This is a genomic window from Rossellomorea vietnamensis (genome assembly GCF_008180415.1).
Taxonomy (GTDB): Bacteria; Bacillota; Bacilli; order Bacillales; family Bacillaceae_B; genus Rossellomorea; species Rossellomorea vietnamensis_C.
Genome location: NZ_VTEI01000001.1, coordinates 95843 through 118880, shown reverse-complemented (window position 1 = coordinate 118880; position 23038 = coordinate 95843). Strand labels below are relative to the sequence as shown.

Sequence of the window (23038 nt, the reverse complement as noted above, 5' to 3'; positions counted from 1 at the left end):
TATCCAAGGTTTGTCAAAAAGCCTGAAAAGCAGTTTCTGCCACGGATTTGAAGGGGTGGCCGAATGATGAAATGTCCAAATTGTCAAAGCAAGGATATAGGCAAGATAGGCATTAACCAGTATTACTGCTGGAAGTGCTTTATTGAGCTTTCTATCACAAAGGGTGTCATACACACGCATCAGGTCGAGGAAGATGGAACTTTAAGTTCATTGGATGATTTGTTTGATGAGGAAGACCGCCAATTAAGTTAAAGGAAGAGGTGGGCACATTGAACAAAACAATGGTCTCTATGATCGGATTCGGAGCGGGAATAGCTGCGACAGTGGCTTCTCGCCGTTCAAACATGATGAACGGAAGAAATATGAAAAAAATGCGCAAACAAATGAAAAAGATGTTTTAAGAGCAGAGGGGATTTCTTCCCTCTGTTTTTTTTAGTATCTAAATTCAGCCAGAAGTGCAGCATCTTCCCTTGTATTTTCCCTCGTTATAAATCCCACCCTATTACCTGAATGGTTTGCATTTTTTTGCCCACATTAAGGAGTATCAAAGACCGTGGCTGATTGCTTATAAATTGTGTTGCTTTCGGTAGAATTTTATTTTTGAAAAGGGAGAACTGCACTTTTCTTTCTTGCTTATCAGGTTATTTAAGCTAAATCATGGCGAGCGTTTTCAAAATTTATATCAAAATGCAGCAAAGTTTACTAAAAAAACCCAGAACAAAGAAGGGAGGAGAGTGGACATATGAATAACCGCCCCTATGTCAGATGGCTGTACAGACTGGCGATCACCCTTCTGGCCGTGATCACGCTTTATGTCTTCTATCTGCTGCAGCCGGTTTGGAAGCCTGTTTTAAGTGTAATGGTCATTGCCTTGATTCCTTTCTTGCTTGGAGGCTTCATAACCTATCTGCTGCATCCAGTGGTTGAAAAGCTGTTCAAGGCGGGAATTCACAGGGGGGTTGCCATTCTGCTGATTTACATTCTCTTTTTTGGTGGCCTGGGCTATGCGGTTTACAAAGGGATTCCTGTCATCATACATCAATTAAAGGACTTGGCTGAAAATGCCCCTCTTTACACAGATCAGTATCAGCGCTGGCTTGAGTACATACAAAACAAGACTTCCACTTGGCCGGACGGTATCCAGCATGAATTGGAATCGAGAATAGAAAGGTTTGAAGCGTGGCTTAATGGGATTGTCGCTTTGCTTTTGTCAGGAGTATTAAAGGTCATGAACAGCCTGCTGTTGTTTGCGATTGTGCCGTTCATTTCTTTTTACTTATTGAAGGACTTTCCAAAAGTGAAGAGCGCTGCGACCAGTCTGACACCGCAGAAGTGGAGGAACAGCGCAGGGAAATTCCTGAAAGATCTGGATGAATCACTGGGGGGATACATTAGAGGGCAGTTGTTAGTGTGCTTTTTGATAGGAGCACTTGCCACTCTCTCTTTTTGGTTATTCGGCATGAAATATCCGCTGCTGCTGGGGCTTATTGTAGGAATCACAAATGTCATCCCCTACTTCGGTCCGATAATTGGGGCAGTCCCAGCAGCGATTGTAGCCAGTACGATATCGACTGACATGATCCTCAAAGTGGTGGTTGTTGTGTTAGTCCTGCAGTTCCTTGAAGGAAATGTTCTTTCGCCGCTCATCGTTGGGAAAAGCCTGCATATGCATCCCTTATTCATCATGGGAGCGCTGATTGTCGGCGGTGAAATAGGCGGGGTGCTCGGACTGATTGTAGCCGTCCCGCTTTTGGCAATGCTGAGAGTGGCTGTCATCCATGCCCGCACCCATTTTTCTGTAAAAGAAACACCGTGATGAATATATTTTTATTTTTCTCGCAGTTCAGATTGACAAATGGCTGTGATATTTCTATAATTCGACTTATACAATTAAACATTAACCAAATCGACGAAAGATCGAGTATGTTATAGCCCATCTGAGTGCTTCGCGCACGGAAGAGAGGAATTTCCCCGGCTGAAAGAAATTCCAGATGAAGGATAACAGAACGCTAATCCAGAGTGCAGCAAACCTGCCGTTCGCCGCGTTAAGGCTCCAGAGTGATGAATTCAATTGTTGAATTCATAACCAGGGTGGTACCGCGAGCAAGCTCTCGTCCCTGACCAGGGATGGGGGCTTTTTTGTATGCTTTTTTGGTTGAAATTGAAAAAATGAAGGAGGAAATTCACTTGAAATCATTGACAGGTGCAGAAATCAGAAGAAAGTTTTTAGACTTTTTTAAAGAAAAAGGCCACAGGGTTGAGCCTAGTGCATCACTCGTTCCTCATGAAGATCCGTCTTTACTGTGGATCAACAGTGGTGTCGCAACATTGAAGAAATATTTTGACGGCCGCGTGGTTCCTGAAAACCCGCGTATCGTAAACGCTCAAAAATCAATCAGAACCAATGATATTGAAAACGTCGGGAAAACGGCCCGCCACCATACTTTCTTTGAAATGCTTGGCAACTTCTCCATTGGCGATTACTTTAAAGTGGAATCGATGGAATGGGCATGGGAATTCCTGACAGATGAAAAATGGATAGGGTTCGATCCCGAGAAGCTGTCAGTGACAATCCATCCTGAAGATGAAGAAGCGTTTGAAATCTGGAGAGATAAAATCGGCGTGCCTGCTGAAAGAATCATCCGGATCGAGGGTAACTTCTGGGATATCGGAGAGGGGCCAAGCGGACCGAACACCGAAATCTTTTATGACCGCGGACCTGAGTATGGAGATGACCCGGCGGATCCTGAATTATATCCAGGCGGCGAAAATGACCGTTACCTGGAAGTTTGGAACCTGGTTTTCTCTGAATTTAACCATAATCCGGATAACACGTATACTCCGCTGCCAAAGAAGAATATTGATACCGGGATGGGCCTTGAAAGGATGGCATGTGTCGCTCAAGGAGTTCCGACTAACTTTGATACAGATCTTTTCATGCCGATCATTTCAGCTGTAGAGAAGGTTTCCGGAGAAAAATACCGCACCGAGGATCAGAAAGATGTTGCATTCAAAGTGATTGCCGATCATATCAGAACCGTTTCTTTCGCTGTGGGTGATGGTGCACTTCCATCGAATGAAGGCCGCGGCTATGTTCTAAGAAGGCTTCTGCGCCGTGCGGTAAGGTTCGCAAAGCAAATCAATATCAACCGCCCATTCATGTTTGAACTGGTTCCGGTTGTTGCAGAAATCATGGTGGACTTCTACCCTGAAGTGAAAGAGAAAACAGAGTTCATCCAGAAAGTGGTCAAAAACGAGGAAGAACGTTTCCATGAAACCTTGAATGAAGGTCTCACCATCCTTTCTTCTGTAATTAAAAAAGAAAAAGACGCGGGGAAAACAGTTGTTTCCGGAAAAGATGTTTTCCGCCTTTATGACACATATGGATTCCCTGTCGAACTGACAGAAGAGTACGCAGAAGAAGAAGGCATGAGTATCGACCAGGAAGGCTTTGAAAAAGAGATGGAGCTTCAGCGCGACCGTGCCCGTTCTGCCCGCCAGGATACCGGTTCTATGCAGATTCAAGGCGGAGTATTGGGAGACATCAAAGTTGGAAGTGAATTTGTTGGTTACGATGAACTTCAAGCGGCTTCCAAAGTTGAAGCAATAGTCTTTAACAATGAGCTGGTTGAAAAAGCGGAAAAAGGTGCTGAAATCCAGTTCATCCTGGATAAGACTCCATTTTATGCTGAGAGCGGTGGGCAAATCGGAGACAAAGGGGTGCTTCTGGCTGATGGCGTAAAAGTTGCTGTCAAGGATGTCAAGAAAGCTCCTAATGGCCAGAATCTTCACAGTGCTGTTGTAGAAGAAGGTACACTGAAGCAGAGCCAGGAAGTAAAGGCAGTGGTGAATGAAGAGTCCCGCAGTAAAATCATCAAGAACCATACAGCTACTCACCTATTGCACCAAGCGCTTAAAGACGTGCTCGGCGGACATGTCAACCAGGCTGGATCACTAGTGGAACCGGACCGCCTCCGCTTCGATTTCTCTCACTTCGGAAGTATAAGCGCTGAGGAAATGGAAAAGATTGAAGCAATCGTCAATGAACAAGTGTGGAACAGCATTTCAGTAGGCACGAACTATAAATCGCTGAAAGAAGCAAAAGAAATGGGCGCAATGGCTTTATTTGGAGAGAAATATGGGGATACTGTCCGTGTAGTCTCTATCGGGGATTTCAGTCTTGAGTTATGCGGCGGCTGCCATGTCAGCAATACCTCTGCGATCGGCCTGTTCAAAATTGTTTCAGAAAGCGGCATTGGTGCCGGTACACGCAGGATAGAAGCGGTGACTGGAGAAGGTGCCTATAATCTTCTCAATGAACAAGTCGGCATTTTAAAACAGGCTGCTGATAAGGTTAAATCCAAACCAAAAGATATCGTTTCCCGAATCGACAGTCTTCTTGCTGAAATGAAGGAATTGCAGCGCGAAAATGAATCACTTTCCAGCAAATTATCCAACATTGAAGCCGGCAGTCTGACAGACCAGGTAAAAACAATCGAAGGAGTGAATGTCCTTACAGCTAGAATCGCTGGCGGTGATATGAATACCCTCAGAAATATGGTTGACGATCTAAAGCAGAAACTTGGGTCGGCTGTAGTGGTCCTGGGCTCCTCACAGGATGATAAAGTCAGCATTACCGCAGGGGTGACTAAAGATTTGATCGAAAAAGGATATCATGCAGGAAAGCTTGTAAAAGAAGTTGCAGGAATCTGCGGCGGAGGCGGCGGAGGCCGTCCGGACATGGCTCAGGCAGGCGGCAAGAATCCCGAAAAATTGGATGAAGCCCTGAAGTTTGTAGAAGAATGGATCAAATCCGTTTAAATCGACACTAAAGTGGTGTACAATGAAGGTAATAAGACAGGTTTGCCAGAATACACCAAGCCTAAAGAGAGGTGCGAAATATGAGCTCTTTTGATAAAACAATGCGATTTAATTTTTCGGAGGAACCATTTGAACAGGATGTTAATGAGGTCTTGCTCCAGGTTCACAATGCTTTGCAGGAAAAAGGATATAATCCAATCAATCAAATTGTAGGTTATCTGTTATCTGGAGATCCTGCGTACATTCCCAGACATCAGGATGCACGTAACATCATCCGCCGCTTAGAGCGCGATGAGATCATTGAAGTGCTGGTGAAATCTTATTTAAAGCAGCACAAAGAGGGGTAAAACATGCGCGTTATGGGACTTGACGTCGGCTCGAAAACGGTCGGCGTAGCAGTAAGCGATGCGATGGGCTGGACTGCCCAGGGCATCGAAACGATAGCCATCAATGAAAACCAATCAGAATTCGGCCTGAAACGGGTGGATGAGCTGATCAAGGAGTATGAGGTTGATAAGGTGGTTATCGGCTTCCCAAAAAATATGAACAATACTGTCGGCCCGCGGGGAGAAGCATCACAAAAGTATGCGAAACTCCTGGAGGACAAGCTCGGTGTTGCAACCATTTTATGGGATGAACGCTTAACGACAATGGCTGCTGAAAGAATATTGCTGGAAGCAGACGTAAGCAGGAAGAAACGCAAAAAAGTAATCGATAAAATGGCTGCCGCCTTTATCCTGCAAGGGTACTTGGACAGCCAAAAATAAGAGGTGTATAAAAATGGAACATGGCGAAAAGCAAATTACAATTATTGACGAAGAAGGAAATGAACAGCTTTGTGAGGTATTGTTCACTTTTGAATCAGATCAATTCAATAAATCCTATGTACTTTACTATCCGTTAGGTGCTGAAGAGACTGAAGAGGAAGAAATCGAAATCCATGCTTCTGCATTCTCTCCTGGAGATGAAGGCGAAGAAGGAGAATTAAAGCCGATCGAAACAGAAGAAGAGTGGGACATGATCGAAGAAATGCTTGAAACGTTCCTTGATGAGGAAGAAGAAGAATAAGAAGCACCCATAAACGGGGGCATTCTGAAAAAGGGAAGAAGATTCCTTTTTTGCAGAATGTCCTCTTTTTTTGGGTGGAAAATGTAGTATAATATAAAAGATGTATGTCGAATTTTAAGGGGGAACCCCGTTTTTTGCTCGAGAGGGGGAAATATGAAATGAACGATAATAAAAAATCAAAAAGAGAGATTCTCTTATCCAAACTAATAGAGCGAAAAGAAGAAGCTAAAGTCATACGGAAAATTGTAGGATTCATTGTCCTCGCCTTGTTTATCATCATTGGAGGAACAGCTGTCGGAGGCTATTTATATATTAAATCAGCGCTAAAGCCGGTGGACGAAGATAGTAATAAGTCCGTTAACGTGGAAATCCCCATCGGTTCCGGGGTGACATCCATTGGAAATATATTAGAAGAGAATGGCATCATTAAAAACGCCCATGTTTTTAAATACTATGTCAAATTTAATAATGAGTCAGGATTCCAAGCTGGAAACTATGATCTTACGCCTGCCATGACATTAGATGAACTCATTAACAGCTTGAAAACAGGAAAAGTCATGATGGAGGCAGAATTCACCATTACAGTTCCAGAAGGTTACCAATTAGAGCAGATAGCTGAAAAGATTGCCGAAAAAACTCAATATGAAACAGAAGAAGTCGTCAAGAAATTGGATGATAGAAGTTTTATTGAAGAACTTATCGGGAAGTATCCGGATCTGTTGAATGAAGAGGATATCCTCCATGAAAATGTCAAACATCCGCTTGAGGGATATCTGTATCCTTCTACCTACCCTTTCTATGAAGAAGAACCTTCGTTGGAAACCATCATTGAAAAGATGCTTTCCCAGACACAGGATGTGCTGACTCAATACGAAGCATCCAGAGCAGACAGAGAGTTTTCAGTCCATCAATTGCTGACTTTGTCTTCTTTGGTAGAGGAAGAAGCAACAGAAAAGGCTGACCGCGGCAAAATAGCGAGCGTGTTTTATAATCGTTTAGAAAAAGAAATGCCGCTGCAGACGGATCCAACCGTTCTTTATGCCCTCGGTGAACACAAATCCAGGACACTATATGAGGACCTTGAAGTTGATTCTCCCTATAATACCTATCAGAATCAAGGACTTCCGCCTGGACCTATCGCCAATGCAGGATTAACCTCTATTGAAGCTGCACTTCAGCCGGATACTACGGAATATCTCTACTTCCTGGCTTCCCAGGAAGGAACGGTTTATTATTCTGAAACGCTGGATGAACATAATGAGAAAAAGGCGGAATATATTACTTCAGAGTAACAGAGCAAAAGAGGAAAGTTATTCGCTTTCCTCTTTTTTATGTGATAAAATAGTACAAGTGTTTTTTAGATACACATAACAAACTTTATAAATAAATCAGGTGGAAAGCTTGCGGGCTTTCTACTTTTATGTAGGCACCCAGCTGAGGCAGTCAGGCTTTCAGCGGTATCGCCTCCTACAGCCGGAAAGTGAGTGAATATCTTGGATAATGCTGTTAATGGTTATATTGAGTCTTTAATAAAGGACCGCAGCGAACTGTTAAGTGAGATGGAAACTTTTGCAGAAGCAGAAGGCGTACCGATCATGGAACTTGCGGGTATCGAAACCCTGCTCCAGCTTTTGAGAATACAAAGGCCGGCGAGAGTCCTTGAAATCGGCACGGCAATAGGCTACTCGGGGCTAAGGATGGCTGAAGCCCTTCCGGATGCTGCGATTGTGTCGATTGAAAGGGATGAGAACCGTTATAAGCAGGCGTTGGATTTTATTAAACGTTCTCCACAGAATGATCAGCTCGATATCATTTTCGGCGACGCATTGGAAACTATCCAGGAGGCTGAGTCGAAGGGACCGTTTGATGCCCTATTCATCGATGCAGCAAAGGGACAATACCAGAAGTTCTTTGATCTCTATTCACCTTACCTGGCAGAGGGCGGGGTCATTTACTCTGACAATGTTCTGTTTAAAGGAATGGTGGCAGAGGAAAATGTAGAGAATAAGCGAATCCGCAATATGGTCAACAAGCTGAAAAGTTATAACGATTGGCTGATGAATCATCCTGACTATCATACGGTTATTATCCCCGTGGGTGACGGGCTGGCTGTCAGCCGGAAAATATAATAGACACTAAATTACGCCATTGAATGGCCCGCTGGACATATGCGGGTCTGCAGCACGGAGATGAAGGGAGTTCCACTATTCAATGAAACACAAGCCAATTGTTATCGGTGTAGCCGGAGGATCGGGGTCGGGAAAGACAAGTGTAACCCGCTCTATATATGAATCATTTCAAGAACATTCCATCCTGATGATCCAGCAGGACTATTACTATAAAGATCAAAGCCACCTGCCTTTCGAGGAAAGACTGAAAACGAATTATGACCATCCTTTGGCTTTCGATAATGAGCTGTTGATCAAGCATCTCATGAAGTTATTGAAAAACGAAGGCATTGAAAAGCCGCTTTATGATTACAAGATGCATACACGTTCAGACGACACTATACTGGTTGAACCAAAGGATGTCATAATTTTAGAAGGAATACTGGTATTAGAAGATGAAAGATTGCGTAACTTAATGGATATCAAGCTTTATGTGGATACGGATGCTGACTTGCGAATCATCCGCCGCATGCTTCGGGACATAAAGGAGCGCGGACGTTCCATTGATTCAGTCATTGACCAATATATCAATGTGGTACGCCCTATGCATAATCAGTTCATCGAGCCGACAAAGCGCTATGCGGATGTCATCATTCCGGAAGGCGGGCATAATCACGTCGCAATCGATTTAATGGTAACAAAAATTCAAACAATTCTTGAACAAAAATCATTTTTGTAATACGATAGCATAGATAAAAACATACAGCGATTTCAATAATGTTTATTATCCCCAAGGATCAACCTCAAGAAAATATTCTTTTAAGGGAATGGACAAAAGGTTCGAGGAGTGACATCCGCCTTTCATGTCCATTCCCTGAATTGCAATAGAAGAATAAGTTGAGGCTGAATTCCCCAGCACAAGGTACACGCTTATGTACATAAAGGACCGGTGGGAGGTTCTTATACTTTTTATAAGGAGTGAAGTATTTTGGCAGCAGAAAAAGTATATCCAATGACAGCAGAAGGTAAAGAGAAGTTAGAAAAAGAATTAGAGCAGCTGAAGTCCGTTAAACGTAAAGAAGTGGTAGAAAGAATCAAGATTGCCCGCAGCTTTGGGGACTTATCAGAGAACTCTGAGTACGATGCTGCGAAAGACGAGCAGGCATTCGTTGAAGGCCGGATTTCCACTCTTGAGAATATGATCCGCAACGCAAAAATCATCCAAGAAGACGAAATGAATTCCGACACAGTAACACTCGGTAAAACGGTTACATTCATTGAGCTTCCAGATGGTGACGAAGAGACATATACAATTGTCGGAAGTGCAGAGGCTGATCCATTCGAAGGAAAGATTTCAAATGATTCTCCAATTGCCAAAAGCCTTCTTGGCCATAAGGTCGGCAGTAAAGTAAACGTTAATACTCCAGGCGGAGATATGAGCGTTAAAATTACAGCGGTTAACTAATAATATGTAAAAGTGGTGAGGGCTTGATTGCCTTCACCGCTTTTTTTGTTAATAAGTGATAAGTATTGGATGATCCAGTAGGAAGAACTGTCGGGCTGGATCATGGGCGAGGGGCAATGAAACGGGGAAAACGAAAGATGATGTACCTCGCTCGGGAAGCGAGGTACATCAAACCAGGGAAAAACAAAAGATGATGTACCTCGCACGGGAAGCGAGATACATTTAACCAAGGAAATTTAAAGTTAATGCACCTCGCTCGTGAAGCGAGGTACATCACACGGAAAAACCGAAAGAAGATGTACCTCGCCCGGGAAGCAAGATACATCAAACCGGAAAAAACAAAAGATGATGTACCTCGCACGGGAAGCGAGATACATTAAACCAAGGAAAATTAAAGTTGATGTACCTCGCTCGGGAAGCGAGATACATCAAACCGGGGAAAACAAAAGATGATGTACCTCGCTCGGGAAGCGAGATACATTAAACCGGGGAAAACAAAAGATGATGTACCTCGCTCGGGAAGCGAGGCACATCAAAACGAAAATAACAAAAGATCATGTACCTCGCTCGTGAAACGAAATTCCAAGCCTTTGAGGACTTTAGCTTCAGATAAGCCAAAAGAGAGTGTCGGTGACCTTCAACTCATGTTTATCTCCTTATAGCCATATGAAGCTGGCACTGGCAGCCAGATAATCTCCTTACTACTTTGGATCTATAGATATAAAAAAATCCTGACCTGGGTCACCCATATACTTCATCAAGGAGACAATTCAATAGATGGTGAAGCGCCCTCACCTGATCCGTTATAAAATTCCGGTACTTTTCCTGGAATAAATAAATCGCCGACTTTAATTTTGTTTTTAATTACTATGGTTTCGGTCCGTCTTGGAATAATGACATTCATCTCAACAGAAATGTTAATGTAGACTTCCATATAGGTATTATTTATTCCTAATTCTCTTGCGGCGGTTGCGACACTGGATTGGACATCCCCGATGATTTCAAATTGAACTGGAACTTGCGGGCCCAAATTCGAAAGTAACGTATTATTGGTTGCTAATCCGAGGGGTATATAATAAACAATTCCTTTTTTCTCCTTGCTCTCCTCATAATCAATATCAATTCCGGATTTAAAGGATTGGAGCTTTTCAAATTCTCCACTTTCTACATAATCCAAATATTGCTGAACTCTTTCGGTGGATTCCGCAATGACCCTGTTATAAATAGTAGGATCAAAGCTATAGGCAGTTCCATCATTGGCTTCATGTTTCACAATCAACTTATTGATATCTATTCCTTCGGCAATCTTTTTTGAGATAGCATCATTGATGGCTTGAGCTGCTATTTGCCGGGTACGCGTTTCGGCAATTTCAATTAAAGCCGGTTCGATTCCTTTATTAATGATAAACAAGCTTTGTGAGGTTAAAAAAATAAATATAACGAGAGATATCAGGAATACATATCTGAGCGGCAGAGGAGCGGCACCTTTTCTTTTTATTTTTTTGTACAACTTAAACACCTCTCTTCATACAAAACATATGCAGTAAGTTCATAATTATTTCTTTATAAGACAAAAAGTAAAAGGCTCGTTTTTTGTATTCAGATTCTTCCTGCCGGCGCTCTTTTTGATAAGAATACGGCTAATCTTAGAACCACATAGGTGTTTTGTGAAGAAGGCATTTCTTTTCACGTGCTTTTATGAATCAGCCGGTCGTCCATGTGCAGATTTCATCCTCCCACGCTGAATAGCAGCAATAACTCTGGCTGCTGATCCATGCGAAAATGCAGTACTCTTTATCAACTGAAGTATGTTTCTCCTCAAATCGTCAACAATGGTTACGAGGTGTTCTAGATGAAAAAGAAGCGAATATACTTTTTCAGTGGTTTGGTTCTGCTTGGAATGGCAGGACTTCTGCTGAGGCTCGTTCAGATTCAATTACTGGAAGCAGAGTCTTTCTCCAAAAATCAGATTAATTTAATTGAAAATAGTGTGAATCAAAGAACTCAACAGCTGACCATAGATGAAGGCAGGGGTAACTTTCTTGACAAGAACGGGGAATCTATCAATTATGAAAGCAAGAATGTTCTCATATTATTTCCTTTTTTAGCTAAAATGGATTGGGATTCAGCTAAGGTCGCAAATATCCTGGGGGTTCCAAAACAAACACTGCATACTCAGATTGAAGAGGCAAAAGCGCCGTTTGTATATGGAGGCCCAAGCCCATACATACTGAACGAAAACCAGATGAGTGAAATTAATAACTTAAAGCTGAAAGGTGTGTTTGCCTTAAAGCGCAAATACCCTAAGGAAGAAATTATTGCAGAGCAGTTAATTGGGTTGACTGGCGAAAATGAAGAACGATTTCATGCCAGATATCCTGATAGAGTTAAAGGTGCCACTCAAAAAATTGGGATTTCCGGTCTGGAAAGATCCTTTGATGAGTGGCTGATAGCCGAGCAGGAATCAAAGCTGATTTATCATGTGGATGCGAGAGGGGGGCCGTTGTTTGGTGTTGATGTAAAATACTTGGCGCCTGCAAACCCTTTTTATCCGTTAAATATTGTGACAACGATAGATTCCGATTTACAAGAAAAAATGGAAGAATTGATAAACCGGCACTCTATCAAAAAAGGAGGGGCTGTGCTCCTGGATATAGAAACAGGGGATATAGTAGCCAGCGTTTCCAGGCCATCCGTTCAAAAGGGCACACCTTTTCAAGATGATGGGGCTAAGAACCTGATGGCTTCAGAAATTGTACCTGGTTCGGTCTTCAAAACCGTTGTGGCTTCTGCTGCGATTGATCTTAATCTTGTTAATGAAAACGAAGTGTTTAATTGTGATGAGGATATTTATGGTGTGCCTGCTGATAAACCGCATGGAATCATCAATATCAATGAAAGCTTTGCAGTCAGCTGTAACCGCACTTTTGCTGAAATTTCCAAAAACCTGACAGAAAAAAATGCACGCACACTTGATGATTATGCGGAAAAACTTGGCTTAATAGGTGATATTGGCTGGAATGGGAGTGTCTTTCATTATGAAGATTTCCAGCAGCTCCAATTGGATAGAGGAAGAGTCTTCATTAATGATGATGAACGAAAAGATGCCAATTTTGCTGCTCAAACCGGGATCGGGCAAAGAGAAGTCCGTGTGACTCCAATCGGGGTAGCCAACATGATGTCTACTATTGCCAGGGGCGGCAGGAAGCAGAGCGTGAGGGTTGTGAGTGGAATAAGATATAAAAATGGTACAGAATTGATAGACTTTCCGGTACAAAAAGAAAACAGCCAGGCCATTTCTCCCTACACAGCCATGAAAATGCAGCAATATCTCCGCAATGTTGTAGCAGGGGAATCTGGAACAGCAGCATTTCTGCAAACTTCTGCCTATGAGATTGCTGGGAAAACCGGAACAGCACAGACCGGCCAATATAGCGGTGATAAGGAACTATATAATAAATGGTTTGCGGGATACTTTCCGTTTGATAATCCAAAATATGCTTTGGCGGTTGTAAACATGGATGTTCTGGAATACGAAGGCGGTATTTATCCGGTGTTTAAAGATATTGCAGATATGATTCATCAATCCAAGGAAGCGGAAAACCAATAGGAAAACATTCTTATTTTTATCAAATTTCTTTTGATGAATTTATAAGCGTGATAGAATGGGTAAAAGAGAAAAAGAGCCTTCATAGAGGTATTATGAATTTTAGAGGAGTGTAATTTGTATGCCGAAATATAATTCACGTTTAGATAAAAGGGCGAAGAAAAAATCAAATGTGATTTTAAATAGCCTGATAGGGGTTGTCCTGCTGCTGATCGTTGTGGTAGGTGCCACGATTTTTCTAGGAAATGATACGGAACAAGCATCGGGAGACAACACAGCCTCCACCAATACAGATGTAGCAGACAGCAGTGCTTCTGAAGAAGAGGAGGAGGAAACAGAAGAACCTGCTTCCACCGATGAAGACACTGAAGAAAATGAGGAAGCATCAGAGGACGAAAACTCTTCTGAAGAGCCGGAAACCGAAGAGGAATCTGATACTGATTCTCAAAGTGCCGATGGAGAGACACCAGTCGCAGACGGTGAAGATCTAGTAAGCGAGGATGAGAGCAAGGAGAATAAAGAAGAGAAAGACAAGAAAGAAGACAAAAAGAAAAAAGATGAAAAAGAAACATCTTCTGATAATGATAAAAAAATCGTCAAAAACAGTGACGAACCCAATGTGAAAAAAGAAATTGTAAATCCAAGCTGGAAGCCGATCGGTACTGAACAAACAGGAGAACATGTGGCAAAGTATGAGGAAAATTCAGCAGATTGGCAGGAAAAAGTTCAAGCTCTTTCTTATGCTACCGGTCTTTCTGAAGATAACATGACGGTTTGGTGGCTTGAAAGAAACGGCGGACCAGATAAAGCGATTGGTACTGTAGCACCTAAAGACCAATCGACGACTTACCGTGTATATCTTCAGTGGGTAGACGGAAAAGGCTGGAAACCTGTAAAAATGCAGGAACTTATTGAGAATGATAAAGACTGATAGAAATGATAAAGACTGATAGAAATGATAAAGACTGATAGAAAAATGCCCTGTACTGATTTTCAGCACAGGGCATTTTTTTATTTAAGGCTCTGTTAGTCGATGGTGATGTTATTTATAAGCTGTATCCGTATAGATTTTAACTGTTGAAAAGTAGGGGACTTCCACTGCAGGCGCACGACTCCGCGGGGCGGGCGGTGAGCCTCCTCGGCTTCGCCTGCGGGGGTCTCACCTGTCCCGCTAGTCCCGCAGGAGATCGTGCGCCTTCCGCTCCAATCCCCTCGGGGTCAAATAACCTCTGGAGAATAAAAGGAAAGCCCGCCTTTTTTCTCCAGGGAACATTTGCCTGTCGGGGCTGATCAAGGCGCTTGCGCTTTTTTTATTTAACTTTAAAATGAACCACAGCAGAATACAGGCGGTGGCCTTTTTCATCGAGACTTACATTGTGGGAAACAGAATGGACAGCAAGCAGGATGCTTTTATTATGTCCGACCTGCTCGTTGATTTTTTTCTCTAATGTCTGCAGATCTCTTGCTTCAAAAAATTCAATTTTGTCCTGAATCAAATCAAATTCAATATTCATATGGGCCTCCTAGTAAAGTTGATAATTTTTTCATTTTTTATGAAGATTCATGCCTCTTGTACAAAGCAGCTGGAGTGGAAACAAACTCTTTTAGCAGCCGCCGCCCGGAAATCAGCCTCAAAACAAATCATCATTTCTTTTAGCCAGGATTCTGGTGTATAATCCATAAGCGAAATGTGGAAAATCAGCATCACTTGGGTTAGAATAGCTACATTAAATAATTTTATAATACTAACTAGGCTATTAACATTGTCAGAAGGCTGGTTATAAAATTGACTCACATTATGAGTATACAATAAGGTGAATGAAAAGAGGGTATCCAATATGAAAATTGCTATTATCGGAGCGATGGAAGAAGAAGTAAGACTGCTCAGGGAAAACATCAAGGATGCGAAAGAAGAGGTCATTGGCGGGAGTCAATATACATCAGGAAGAATGCATGATGTGGAGGTTGTCCTGCTTCGTTCTGGAATCGGGAAAGTGAATGCGGCTATGAGTACTGCCGTGCTTCTTGAAAGGTTCAAACCGGATGCGGTGATCAATACCGGTTCTGCAGGCGGATTTGATGCGGACTTGAATGTGGGAGATGTTGTCATTTCCACAGATGTCAGACATCATGATGTTGATGTAACTGCCTTTGGCTATGAGTATGGACAGGTTCCACAGCTGCCAGCAGCTTTCACAGCAGACCAACGATTGAAAGAGACAGCTGCTCAAAGTGCGAAAGAAACATCTGATGTCAAAGTAGTGTCTGGACTGATTGCTACAGGAGATTCGTTCATGAATGACCCTGCCCGTGTAGAAGCGATCCGTGATAAGTTTGATAATTTGCAGGCGGTTGAAATGGAAGCAGCGGCGATTGCCCAGGTTTCTCATCAGTTTGATGTCCCGTTTGTCATCATTCGATCTCTTTCTGATATTGCTGGAAAAGAATCACACGTGTCTTTTGATCAATACCTGGAAACGGCTGCAGTGAATTCAGCCAACCTGGTCATGAAAATGGTATCTAAACTAAAATAACCCAATGGCATTCCCCTTTTTCCATACTTGGTGTGATTTACATGGATAATTGTCCTGCTTTCTATGTTACAGTGGAAACAGACCTTTTTTGTAAATCCCAATGGAAGAGGGGATCTTATTTGGAAACGATCAAAAAGAATATTAATGATAAAATCATAGATTATAAAAGATTTGCGTTTGTACTGGTATCGCTCAGTGTTTTTCTTTATCTTGGCGCGGTACTCCCGGTGGAAGAGAAAACACTATTTAAAACTTACATGCTCATGGGAGGAACGGTCACCATGCTGGGATTCTCCGGACTCTTTTTCTACCAGGCGGCAAGGCTGAAGAAGAAGCTGACAGAAATGGATGATGAGCAGGTTAATATGTAAATTTAGACTGGAAAAGGGAAATCCCTTTTTCCGGTCTTTTTTTTGTTAATTTGCTAGTGAAATAGGTGCATTGTTTCTCTCAAGCCTGCTTTGCTTCCGGGACAAGGGAGGTAAGTTTTTTATTTAGTCTGGTTTAGCATTCCAAAGCCCTTTTAATTGTCTGATAGAAAAATTCTGGAAAAAAGAGCAGAAAAATGGTTTACATTTCCTGTTGAATTGGATATACTTACCTCTATAAGGAAATAACATTCAGAAAAGGAGGTCGAATGACATGATGAAAATCAAAGCAGTACAAAAAGCAATCTCATCAACTGAATATTGTTATACACATTCGATCGCCGGTGGATTGATTATTTCGTAATGGAATGAAACTTTAATCAATATCATACCAAGCCGCGGGAATGTGTACATTCCTGCGGCTTTTTTGTGTCTGCAGCAGGGAGGTATCTCTTTGCGGCTTTTTTAAATGGTATGAACTATAAAAAAGGAGAGAGGTGTCCGTATGACATTAAATATTTTTTTCATGAGCGTTACCTTCAAGAAACGAAGTCGTTCCGCTGAAGAATGCAATCATGACTTGGCAGTATTCAAGCAATACGAGGAGTGCAAATTAAAGCAGCAAACCTTCAAGATGTTATAAGGGTGGCAGCAAATTTATAAGAAATAAAATAGGGGGTGATAATATGACGCTGAATATTCTGTTCATAAGCATAACAGTTAAGAAACGAAATCGTTCTGTAGAAGAGTACAATCATGATGAAATCGTATCCAGGCACTACCAGGAAAACGGCTTAAAGCAGGAATCGGTCCGTTTGTACTAACATAAAGATGTCAGGCAAATCAATAAGAAAAGGGAGGTGTTCGTATGACGTTAAATATATTATTCATGAGCATAACCATTAAAAAGCACCAGCGCTCGTTCGTTGAGTATGATCACGATCAGATGGTAACTAAGCAGTATGAAGAAAACAGATTGAAGCAAGAATCCGTTTGGTTATTCTAAACAATGTAGATGAAGTAAAAATGGAGAGGAGAAAAACATATGGTTTTTTATCAGGTGAAGCGTCTAAATGCAATCTGGGTGGAGAAGGATTCTGCATAACTATGCTGCAGATTTTGTTTCTCTTCACCAAATCAAGGAAGTTGCAGTTGTTGAGAGTAAGAAAACTTACCAAAAAACAACTAAGTTTGGGAAGGTGAAATGTATGTTTTTGAATGTTACTCTTTTGACTTTGATGATAAAAAGAAAAAAGCGCAAATAAAGAAATGCCCGAATAAGATTTCAATCTTACTCGGGCATTTTTTAGTGGTTTTTATCTATGTAATCATTTACTCTTCAGCGACAGCCCTTTTGGTTAAATGATTAGCACTCTTCAACTATCTCCCTGAGATGCATAGCGGGGAAGTGTACTTTTTCCAAAATAAATTTAAACAACCTGTTAAAAGGGTAGTGAACCATTTCACAAAGTTGTCACCGCATAGTAAATAACTGTTCACTTTCTCTCCGTTGAACTGAAGATTCTTGTAATAAAATAGAAGGAAGAAATACAATCATTACTAACAAAGGAGTGGAGAACATGTTCTCAATGATTATGGGTCTATTGCTGACCACTGCCATTGGAATCATCATTGCTGCCGAAGTAAGCGTCGACTAACAAAATAGGAAATCCCGCCTGCTGAAGAGATAATCCCCGTGATGGTCTCTTTTTTTTGCGCTCTTTTCGCAAGGCTGTTCCAGGGTAGAGAGTTGCATTAATATCTATTAGGCCTGGTCATCGGGATTATACGTGAACAAGACGTCAAAAAATAAGCAGGCAGCCTTGTTGGCTGCCTGCTCTATATTTAAAAGATAAGAAAGGTGGAATTCTTAGATTAATAATTAGTCAGCGTTTCTGAATCCAGCTCCAGCGGCCAGCCCCTCGGGGTCAAATGTTCCCTGGAGAATAAAAGGAAAGACCGCCTTTTTTCTCCAGGGAACATTTGCCTGTCAGGGCAGAAAGGGCCGCTTGCGCTTTGTTTGTTGCAGGTCAACTATGTTCAGGGAGATTGTCTTTTCTCTTTTTCTTCACGATAGAATTCATGAAACATTTTCATTAGTGCTCTCTTCTCGATTCGCGAGACATAGCTTCTTGAGATGCCAAGTTCTTTGGCAATTTCTCTTTGTGTTTTTTCCTCTTTCATATCAAGGCCGAAGCGTCCGATTATCACTTCTTTTTCACGATCATCCAGAACACAAATATATTTCTTCACTTTTTCTAACTCCATGCTTAGTTGGATGGTTTCAATCACATCGTCGGCATCGGATTTCAGGATATCAATCAAGCTGATTTCGTTGCCTTCTTTGTCCTGTCCTATCGGATCATGAAGAGAAACATCCTTCTTGGTTTTTTTCAAGGCCCTCAGGTGCATAAGAATTTCATTTTCTATACACCGTGCTGCATAGGTGGCAAGCTTGGTTCCCTTGCCCTCTGAATAGCTTTCAATGGCCTTTATCAACCCTATTGTACCGATTGAGATGAGGTCTTCCGGATCTTCTCCGGTGTTTTCGAATTTCTTGACAATATGAGCGACGAGACGAAGGTTATGTTCAATGAGAATATTCCTTGCATCCTCATCGCCTTCAGCCATCTTTCTTAAGTATTTTTTTTCTTCTTGTGATGAAAGCGGTTGTGGAAAGGCGTTATTTTTCACGTAAGATACAAGAAAGATAAGCTCTTTCAGAAAATAGCCAATTGCAGTAGCGATCGCGGACATACTTTCACCTCCATTAAAGGACTTTAGCCTATAATGAATCATATGTTTACATTGTTGTGTCCTTGCATGTCCTTCCAATTTAGTTTGTTTTCCGAAAGGATTCTTCGGGGCAGGGAGAAGTCGAATGTTACAGCCTATACACGAGTTCCCCTGTTGCATAATATAGATATAACACCAAAGATAGGAGGGATTCCAAAATGGTCTACGGTTATCCGTACTACTATGCTCCTGTTTATCCGCCGCGAAATTATGGTGGTTTTTACTTGGCTCTGGCTGTCGTCCTGATCATTCTGCTGTTCCTTTTCGGCTGCTGGCGATATTATCACTATTCCTGAGAGATTAAACCGGGTGAAAAGACAGCCCGGTTTCTTTACTTCCTCTCCAACTGCTGCCATCGCCCTGCGAAAGTGTGCAGCAGCGACGGTAATCCATATCTTTCAAAGCGGCGTCATCTTTGCCATAGGGAACTTTTAAAAAAAGGTGGACGTTTCGGGACAAGTGTATAATAATAAGTACTACTATACATTGAAGGAGCTGCAATGGTGAGAAAGCTTTTTTATCGTTCTTTTATTGAACTGACAAATAAAAGGTGGACATCCTTTTTGCTGCGAAGGTTTGTGCAATCAGGCATGAGTGCAAGGTTCATCCCTTCTTATATAAAAACCTATAATATCAATATAGCTGAAGTTGAAAAAGAAGCAGCAGCTTATCCTGATCTCCACTCCTTTTTTATCAGAAATTTAAAAGAGGGAATGAGAAGCATCGAGGGAGCGGAGGATGATGTCATCAGTCCGGTGGATGGCATGCTCGCTGATACAGGAACAGTTTCCAAGTCGCTGAACATGAGGGTGAAAGGAAAAGACTATTCAATTGAAGAGATGCTCGGAAACAAGGAGAAGGCTGAAGCGTATGAAGGCGGACAATATATGATCCTGTATCTGAGCCCGGCAGATTACCACCGCATTCACAGCCCGCTGAGCGGCAGAGTCATCGATAGATGGGATCTGGGGCGCCACAGTTACCCCGTCAATGAACTCGGCCTCAAATATGGAGTCCGCACCTTGGCAAAGAACTTCAGGTCAATGACTGAAGTTGACCATGGGACAGGCAAAATGTGCCTTGTGAAAGTAGGAGCGATGTTCGTCAACTCCATCGAGTATACTCATGAGGGTGAGAAATGGGAAAAGGGAGAGGAAGTCGGATATTTCTCTTTCGGATCAACCGTCATCCTTCTGTTTGAAAAAGGAAAATTCCACCTAAATGAAGAGTTAAAGGTCCCCGCGAAAGTAAAAATGGGCGGACTCATTGGAAAGATATCGAGGAACTAACGGCTCCCTTGTCTTATTCGGGGAGTTTTTTCTTGTTCACTAAGGGCATGAAAATTACACTTTTTATACAATCGGATATTGACCTGCAAGCAGAGAATGCGTGAATGAGAAGGGGAAGAGCAGCATTTATTGGTTGGTAAACTGAAAAATATGCTTTAAGAGAAAGACAAAAGCAGCGGATACTGGTCTATAAACCAAAAATTCCCAATCTTCAAGAGAAGGATAACGCTATTATATTCTTGTAGCCAAAAGAAATGAGCGGCTCACCGGTCTAGAGAGAAATCGTAGTATCCGAAGGTAGATACTGCTGAAAGCAATTAAAAGCGAATACAGTCTATTTAAAGTCTCTTTGCTAACTTTGCTGATATAGAATGCGCTTATACCATCATCATCCTTTACGTAGGAGGATTGAAGCGGAAGGCGTACGATCTCCTGCGGGACTAGCGGGACAGGTGAGACCCCGCAGGCGAAGCCGAGGAGGCTCACCGCCCGCCCGCGGAGTCGTCCGCCTGAAGCGGAAATCCCTTATGATTAAGAAAGCCAAAATCTTTGCGAAAACAGGCAAATAAAAAACAGACGATAGGCGCCTGTTTTTTAAAATATGGATTAAGAAGAGATCTTGATACGGTAGGATAAGGATCGACGGTGAATTTCAGTTTCAATGAGGCGAATAAATTCTGGATTGAGTTTGAGATCTCTTGCTTTGTAATACGATTCAATCAATAGATCATCAGAAAGTTTGCGCACAGTGTTCACCTCCAAAAAGTTATCATTTTTTCAATGTTTATCTCATATAATAGTAAGTTTTAACTTTGTACCATTACTCTACCAAATTCAAACAAACAGAACAAGCGTTCTTGTTATCCACAGCTACAGGTGGATAACCTGTGGTTAAGTTGTTTATAAAGGGTTTATATTCCATAAGTTCTAAGGGGATAATGTGTATAAAGTTATCCACAGACTGAATATAGCTTCATTTTGTCGAAAATTATTTAATAAATATTTGGAATATCCTTCTGTGTTAATGGCTGTTTCCTATAGATTGCTGCTTTGGGATACCCCCGGATACTAAGAGAGTTCTCTCTAATCGGGGAAAGCAGCTCTTTTCTTTTCATGACTATCAGGTTTTTAAGATGATTAGTATCAAATAGCAACAAAGTTTACAAAAAGAGCTTTGTAATGTCACCTTATATTAATACTTTTTCTAAATTAATCTTCTTGAAAGTAATGCCTTCAATCTTAAATGATGTTAGAATAATTCGTTGGCAATTATAAAAATGGTTAATTTTGAATCTAAAGGGAAAATTGGTTATGATTAAATCGGTAGAAACAGAAAGTTAGAGGTGTTAAAACGTGTTAAAATCTTTTTTGCCCAATGAGCAAGTTAAAGACGTTTTTCAAATAAAACCGGAAACGCTTAAGGAGCAGGGAATCAAAGCGATTATCACTGATCTTGATAACACTTTGGTTGAATGGGACAGAGCCCAGGCGACTCCAAAGCTGATTAAATGGTTCAAGTTAATGCAGGACAATGGGATTAAGGTAACGGTTGTTTCCAATAATAATGAAGACCGCGTGAAGCGATTTGCTGAGCCTTTGAACATACCTTTTATATTTCAGGCGAGAAAGCCTATGGGACGTGCCTTTAAAAGGGCAGTCAGGGAAATGGGAGTCAAGAAAGAAGAAGCTGTGGTTGTAGGCGACCAGCTGCTGACAGATGTGCTGGGCGGAAACCGCAGCGGCTTCTATACCATTCTTGTGGTGCCAGTTGCCCAGACTGACGGGTTCATTACAAAATTCAACCGGAAAGTGGAAAGAAGAATCATGAACTTTTTTAAACGAAAAGGCATGATTCAATGGGAGGAAGAAAAGTGACCAAAATTGTATGTACGGGATGCGGAGTCAGCATTCAAACTGAGGATAAGGAGAAGCTTGGCTATGCTCCTCCATCCTCATTGGAGAAGGAAGAGATTGTCTGCCAGAGATGTTTTCGACTGAAACACTATAATGAAGTACAGGATGTTTCTTTGACAGATGATGACTTTTTAAAGATCTTGAATGAAATCGGCAGAGGCGAAGGACTTATTGTAAAAGTAGTCGATATTTTCGACTTCAACGGCAGCTGGCTTCCAGGCCTTCACCGTTTTGTAGGAAATAACCCGGTTCTCCTTATTGGAAACAAGGTCGATTTGCTTCCTAAATCTGTAAAGCCGGCTAAGTTGATTCATTGGATGAAGTTCCAGGCGAAACAGCTTGGATTGAAGCCGGTGGATGTTAAGCTTATGAGTGCTGCGAAAGGGCAGTATATTCAAGAAGCGGTTGAAGCCATTGAACAGTATCGTGAAGGCAGAAGTGTCTACGTTGTGGGATGTACAAACGTTGGTAAGTCCACGTTCATCAATCGTGTCATCCATCATGTCTCAGGTGAAGAGGATATTATCACAACTTCCCATTTCCCTGGTACGACTCTTGACATGATTGAAATCCCCCTGGATGACGGCGAAGCTCTTATTGATACACCGGGTATTATTAACCATCATCAAATGGCCCATTATGTAGATAAGCGGGATTTAAAGTACATTACGCCAAAGAAAGAAATCAAGCCTAAAGTGTTTCAGTTGAATGAAGGACAAACTTTGTTTTTCGGCGGACTGGCTCGGTTTGATTACCTTGCTGGCGGCAGGCGTTCATTTGTTTGTTATCTTTCCAACGAGCTGAACATCCACCGCACCAAGGTAGATAATGCCGATGAGCTTTATCAAAACCATGTGGGAGAGATGCTGCAGCCGTCAAGGAAAGATGATGTCGACGGCTTCCCTGAACTTGTAAGGCATGAATTCAAAATAAAAGAAGGAAAGACCGATGTTGTCTTTTCAGGACTAGGCTGGGTGACAATCAATGACGAGGGTGCCACCATTGCTGCTCATGTTCCGAAAGGCGTAAGTGTTTTCTTAAGGAAATCTTTGATTTAGGTGGACGATT

The 23038-nt window shown here is 41.9% G+C and carries 27 protein-coding genes; 23 read left to right on the top strand and 4 right to left on the bottom strand.

The genetic code is table 11. From position 1 onward, the window contains the following. Positions 1-63 precede the first annotated feature (63 nt). The 11 genes from FZC78_RS00605 (at position 64) to greA (ending at position 9462) form a co-directional block, all read left to right on the top strand. Positions 64-252, top strand: coding sequence for a hypothetical protein (locus FZC78_RS00605; RefSeq protein ID WP_148937764.1), 189 nt, complete (start codon positions 64-66; stop codon positions 250-252). Positions 253-260: 8 nt separating this feature from the next. Continuing rightward, on the top strand, positions 261-401 hold the full coding sequence (locus FZC78_RS00600) for a DUF3918 family protein (RefSeq protein WP_148937763.1): 141 nt from the start codon (positions 261-263) through the stop codon (positions 399-401). A 341-nt stretch (positions 402-742) separates the two neighbouring features. Further along, complete coding sequence (locus FZC78_RS00595; protein ID WP_148937762.1) at positions 743-1816, top strand: AI-2E family transporter; 1074 nt, start codon at positions 743-745, stop codon at positions 1814-1816. A gap of 371 nt (positions 1817-2187) precedes the next feature. Further along, the gene (gene alaS / locus FZC78_RS00590; protein ID WP_148937761.1) at positions 2188-4821 is read left to right on the top strand and encodes an alanine--tRNA ligase; all 2634 of its coding nucleotides are present in this window, start codon (positions 2188-2190) and stop codon (positions 4819-4821) included. Between the two features lie 80 nt (positions 4822-4901). Beyond that, positions 4902-5168: an IreB family regulatory phosphoprotein gene (locus FZC78_RS00585; protein ID WP_113927454.1), complete on the top strand. Its 267-nt coding sequence runs from the start codon at positions 4902-4904 to the stop codon at positions 5166-5168. Positions 5169-5171: 3 nt separating this feature from the next. Then, entirely contained in the window at positions 5172-5588 is a 417-nt protein-coding gene (ruvX, locus tag FZC78_RS00580) for a Holliday junction resolvase RuvX (protein ID WP_148937760.1), read from the top strand. Between the two features lie 13 nt (positions 5589-5601). Continuing rightward, positions 5602-5889: a DUF1292 domain-containing protein gene (locus FZC78_RS00575; RefSeq protein ID WP_113927456.1), complete on the top strand. Its 288-nt coding sequence runs from the start codon at positions 5602-5604 to the stop codon at positions 5887-5889. A gap of 158 nt (positions 5890-6047) precedes the next feature. After that, entirely contained in the window at positions 6048-7181 is a 1134-nt protein-coding gene (gene mltG, locus FZC78_RS00570; RefSeq protein WP_148937759.1) for an endolytic transglycosylase MltG, read from the top strand. A 201-nt stretch (positions 7182-7382) separates the two neighbouring features. Beyond that, the gene (locus FZC78_RS00565; RefSeq protein WP_148938121.1) at positions 7383-8018 is read left to right on the top strand and encodes an O-methyltransferase; all 636 of its coding nucleotides are present in this window, start codon (positions 7383-7385) and stop codon (positions 8016-8018) included. An 82-nt stretch (positions 8019-8100) separates the two neighbouring features. Then, a complete protein-coding gene (gene udk / locus FZC78_RS00560) occupies positions 8101-8736 on the top strand; it encodes a uridine kinase (RefSeq protein WP_148937758.1) in 636 nt (211 codons plus the stop codon). A gap of 249 nt (positions 8737-8985) precedes the next feature. Then, positions 8986-9462 (top strand): transcription elongation factor GreA, encoded by a 477-nt coding sequence (greA, locus tag FZC78_RS00555; RefSeq protein WP_148937757.1) that lies wholly within the window; start codon positions 8986-8988, stop codon positions 9460-9462. Positions 9463-10219: 757 nt separating this feature from the next. Here greA and yunB read toward each other — a convergent pair. Then, complete coding sequence (gene yunB, locus FZC78_RS00550) at positions 10220-10972, bottom strand: sporulation protein YunB (protein ID WP_148937756.1); 753 nt, start codon at positions 10970-10972, stop codon at positions 10220-10222. A 342-nt stretch (positions 10973-11314) separates the two neighbouring features. Between yunB and FZC78_RS00545 the strand changes: the two genes are divergently transcribed. Both FZC78_RS00545 and FZC78_RS00540 read left to right on the top strand, forming a co-directional pair. Further along, positions 11315-13072, top strand: coding sequence for a peptidoglycan D,D-transpeptidase FtsI family protein (locus FZC78_RS00545; protein ID WP_148937755.1), 1758 nt, complete (start codon positions 11315-11317; stop codon positions 13070-13072). 118 nt (positions 13073-13190) lie between these two features. After that, entirely contained in the window at positions 13191-14000 is an 810-nt protein-coding gene (locus tag FZC78_RS00540; RefSeq protein WP_148937754.1) for a YrrS family protein, read from the top strand. 379 nt (positions 14001-14379) lie between these two features. Here FZC78_RS00540 and FZC78_RS00530 read toward each other — a convergent pair whose 3' ends face one another. After that, positions 14380-14583, bottom strand: coding sequence for a DUF2536 family protein (locus FZC78_RS00530; RefSeq protein WP_148937753.1), 204 nt, complete (start codon positions 14581-14583; stop codon positions 14380-14382). Between the two features lie 324 nt (positions 14584-14907). Here FZC78_RS00530 and mtnN point away from each other — a divergent pair, with 324 nt between their 5' ends. The 5 genes from mtnN to FZC78_RS00505 all read left to right on the top strand — a co-directional run bounded on the left by mtnN (position 14908) and on the right by FZC78_RS00505 (position 16977). Beyond that, positions 14908-15603 carry a 5'-methylthioadenosine/S-adenosylhomocysteine nucleosidase gene (gene mtnN / locus FZC78_RS00525; protein WP_148937752.1) on the top strand — a complete coding sequence of 232 codons (696 nt, stop codon included), beginning with the start codon at positions 14908-14910 and terminating at the stop codon, positions 15601-15603. 119 nt (positions 15604-15722) lie between these two features. Beyond that, a complete protein-coding gene (locus FZC78_RS00520) occupies positions 15723-15974 on the top strand; it encodes a YrhC family protein (RefSeq protein WP_148990431.1) in 252 nt (83 codons plus the stop codon). A 502-nt stretch (positions 15975-16476) separates the two neighbouring features. Beyond that, positions 16477-16614: a YrzI family small protein gene (locus tag FZC78_RS00515; RefSeq protein WP_148937750.1), complete on the top strand. Its 138-nt coding sequence runs from the start codon at positions 16477-16479 to the stop codon at positions 16612-16614. A gap of 43 nt (positions 16615-16657) precedes the next feature. Continuing rightward, on the top strand, positions 16658-16795 hold the full coding sequence (locus FZC78_RS00510; RefSeq protein WP_148937749.1) for a YrzI family small protein: 138 nt from the start codon (positions 16658-16660) through the stop codon (positions 16793-16795). A 44-nt stretch (positions 16796-16839) separates the two neighbouring features. Continuing rightward, entirely contained in the window at positions 16840-16977 is a 138-nt protein-coding gene (locus FZC78_RS00505) for a YrzI family small protein (RefSeq protein WP_148937748.1), read from the top strand. 1034 nt (positions 16978-18011) lie between these two features. Here the strand turns inward: FZC78_RS00505 and sigK are convergent. Further along, entirely contained in the window at positions 18012-18728 is a 717-nt protein-coding gene (gene sigK, locus FZC78_RS00500) for an RNA polymerase sporulation sigma factor SigK (RefSeq protein WP_148937747.1), read from the bottom strand. A gap of 197 nt (positions 18729-18925) precedes the next feature. On the opposite strand from sigK, the gene FZC78_RS23395 reads away from it, so the two are divergent. The 3 genes from FZC78_RS23395 (at position 18926) to FZC78_RS00495 (ending at position 20056) form a co-directional block, all read left to right on the top strand. Then, positions 18926-19063: a hypothetical protein gene (locus FZC78_RS23395; protein WP_187444750.1), complete on the top strand. Its 138-nt coding sequence runs from the start codon at positions 18926-18928 to the stop codon at positions 19061-19063. Positions 19064-19076: 13 nt separating this feature from the next. After that, positions 19077-19202, top strand: coding sequence for a hypothetical protein (locus tag FZC78_RS24455; protein ID WP_286365461.1), 126 nt, complete (start codon positions 19077-19079; stop codon positions 19200-19202). 68 nt (positions 19203-19270) lie between these two features. Next, on the top strand, positions 19271-20056 hold the full coding sequence (locus FZC78_RS00495; protein ID WP_148938120.1) for a phosphatidylserine decarboxylase: 786 nt from the start codon (positions 19271-19273) through the stop codon (positions 20054-20056). 606 nt (positions 20057-20662) lie between these two features. Here FZC78_RS00495 and FZC78_RS00490 read toward each other — a convergent pair. Next, positions 20663-20803 (bottom strand): sporulation histidine kinase inhibitor Sda, encoded by a 141-nt coding sequence (locus FZC78_RS00490; protein ID WP_113927472.1) that lies wholly within the window; start codon positions 20801-20803, stop codon positions 20663-20665. 606 nt (positions 20804-21409) lie between these two features. Between FZC78_RS00490 and FZC78_RS00485 the strand changes: the two genes are divergently transcribed. Next, on the top strand, positions 21410-21931 hold the full coding sequence (locus FZC78_RS00485) for a YqeG family HAD IIIA-type phosphatase (protein ID WP_148937746.1): 522 nt from the start codon (positions 21410-21412) through the stop codon (positions 21929-21931). Further along, positions 21913-23028, top strand: coding sequence for a ribosome biogenesis GTPase YqeH (gene yqeH / locus FZC78_RS00480; protein ID WP_148937745.1), 1116 nt, complete (start codon positions 21913-21915; stop codon positions 23026-23028). Before FZC78_RS00485 ends, yqeH begins: the two co-directional genes overlap by 19 nt. The last annotated feature ends 10 nt before the right edge of the window (positions 23029-23038 follow it).

Excerpts from the sequence above, each read along its gene's own strand:
- FZC78_RS00605 (WP_148937764.1), top strand. The coding sequence starts at position 64 with ATGATGAAATGTCCAAATTGTCAAAGCAAGGATATAGGCAAGATAGGC.
- FZC78_RS00595 (WP_148937762.1), top strand. The coding sequence starts at position 743 with ATGAATAACCGCCCCTATGTCAGATGGCTGTACAGACTGGCGATCACC.
- FZC78_RS00585 (WP_113927454.1), top strand. The coding sequence starts at position 4,902 with ATGAGCTCTTTTGATAAAACAATGCGATTTAATTTTTCGGAGGAACCA.
- ruvX (WP_148937760.1), top strand. The coding sequence starts at position 5,172 with ATGCGCGTTATGGGACTTGACGTCGGCTCGAAAACGGTCGGCGTAGCA.
- FZC78_RS00575 (WP_113927456.1), top strand. The coding sequence starts at position 5,602 with ATGGAACATGGCGAAAAGCAAATTACAATTATTGACGAAGAAGGAAAT.
- mltG (WP_148937759.1), top strand. The coding sequence starts at position 6,048 with ATGAACGATAATAAAAAATCAAAAAGAGAGATTCTCTTATCCAAACTA.
- udk (WP_148937758.1), top strand. The coding sequence starts at position 8,101 with ATGAAACACAAGCCAATTGTTATCGGTGTAGCCGGAGGATCGGGGTCG.
- FZC78_RS00545 (WP_148937755.1), top strand. The coding sequence starts at position 11,315 with ATGAAAAAGAAGCGAATATACTTTTTCAGTGGTTTGGTTCTGCTTGGA.
- FZC78_RS00540 (WP_148937754.1), top strand. The coding sequence starts at position 13,191 with ATGCCGAAATATAATTCACGTTTAGATAAAAGGGCGAAGAAAAAATCA.
- FZC78_RS00530 (WP_148937753.1), bottom strand. The coding sequence starts at position 14,583 with ATGAATATTGAATTTGATTTGATTCAGGACAAAATTGAATTTTTTGAA.
- mtnN (WP_148937752.1), top strand. The coding sequence starts at position 14,908 with ATGAAAATTGCTATTATCGGAGCGATGGAAGAAGAAGTAAGACTGCTC.
- FZC78_RS00515 (WP_148937750.1), top strand. The coding sequence starts at position 16,477 with ATGACATTAAATATTTTTTTCATGAGCGTTACCTTCAAGAAACGAAGT.
- FZC78_RS00510 (WP_148937749.1), top strand. The coding sequence starts at position 16,658 with ATGACGCTGAATATTCTGTTCATAAGCATAACAGTTAAGAAACGAAAT.
- FZC78_RS00505 (WP_148937748.1), top strand. The coding sequence starts at position 16,840 with ATGACGTTAAATATATTATTCATGAGCATAACCATTAAAAAGCACCAG.
- sigK (WP_148937747.1), bottom strand. The coding sequence starts at position 18,728 with ATGTCCGCGATCGCTACTGCAATTGGCTATTTTCTGAAAGAGCTTATC.
- FZC78_RS23395 (WP_187444750.1), top strand. The coding sequence starts at position 18,926 with ATGGTCTACGGTTATCCGTACTACTATGCTCCTGTTTATCCGCCGCGA.
- yqeH (WP_148937745.1), top strand. The coding sequence starts at position 21,913 with ATGGGAGGAAGAAAAGTGACCAAAATTGTATGTACGGGATGCGGAGTC.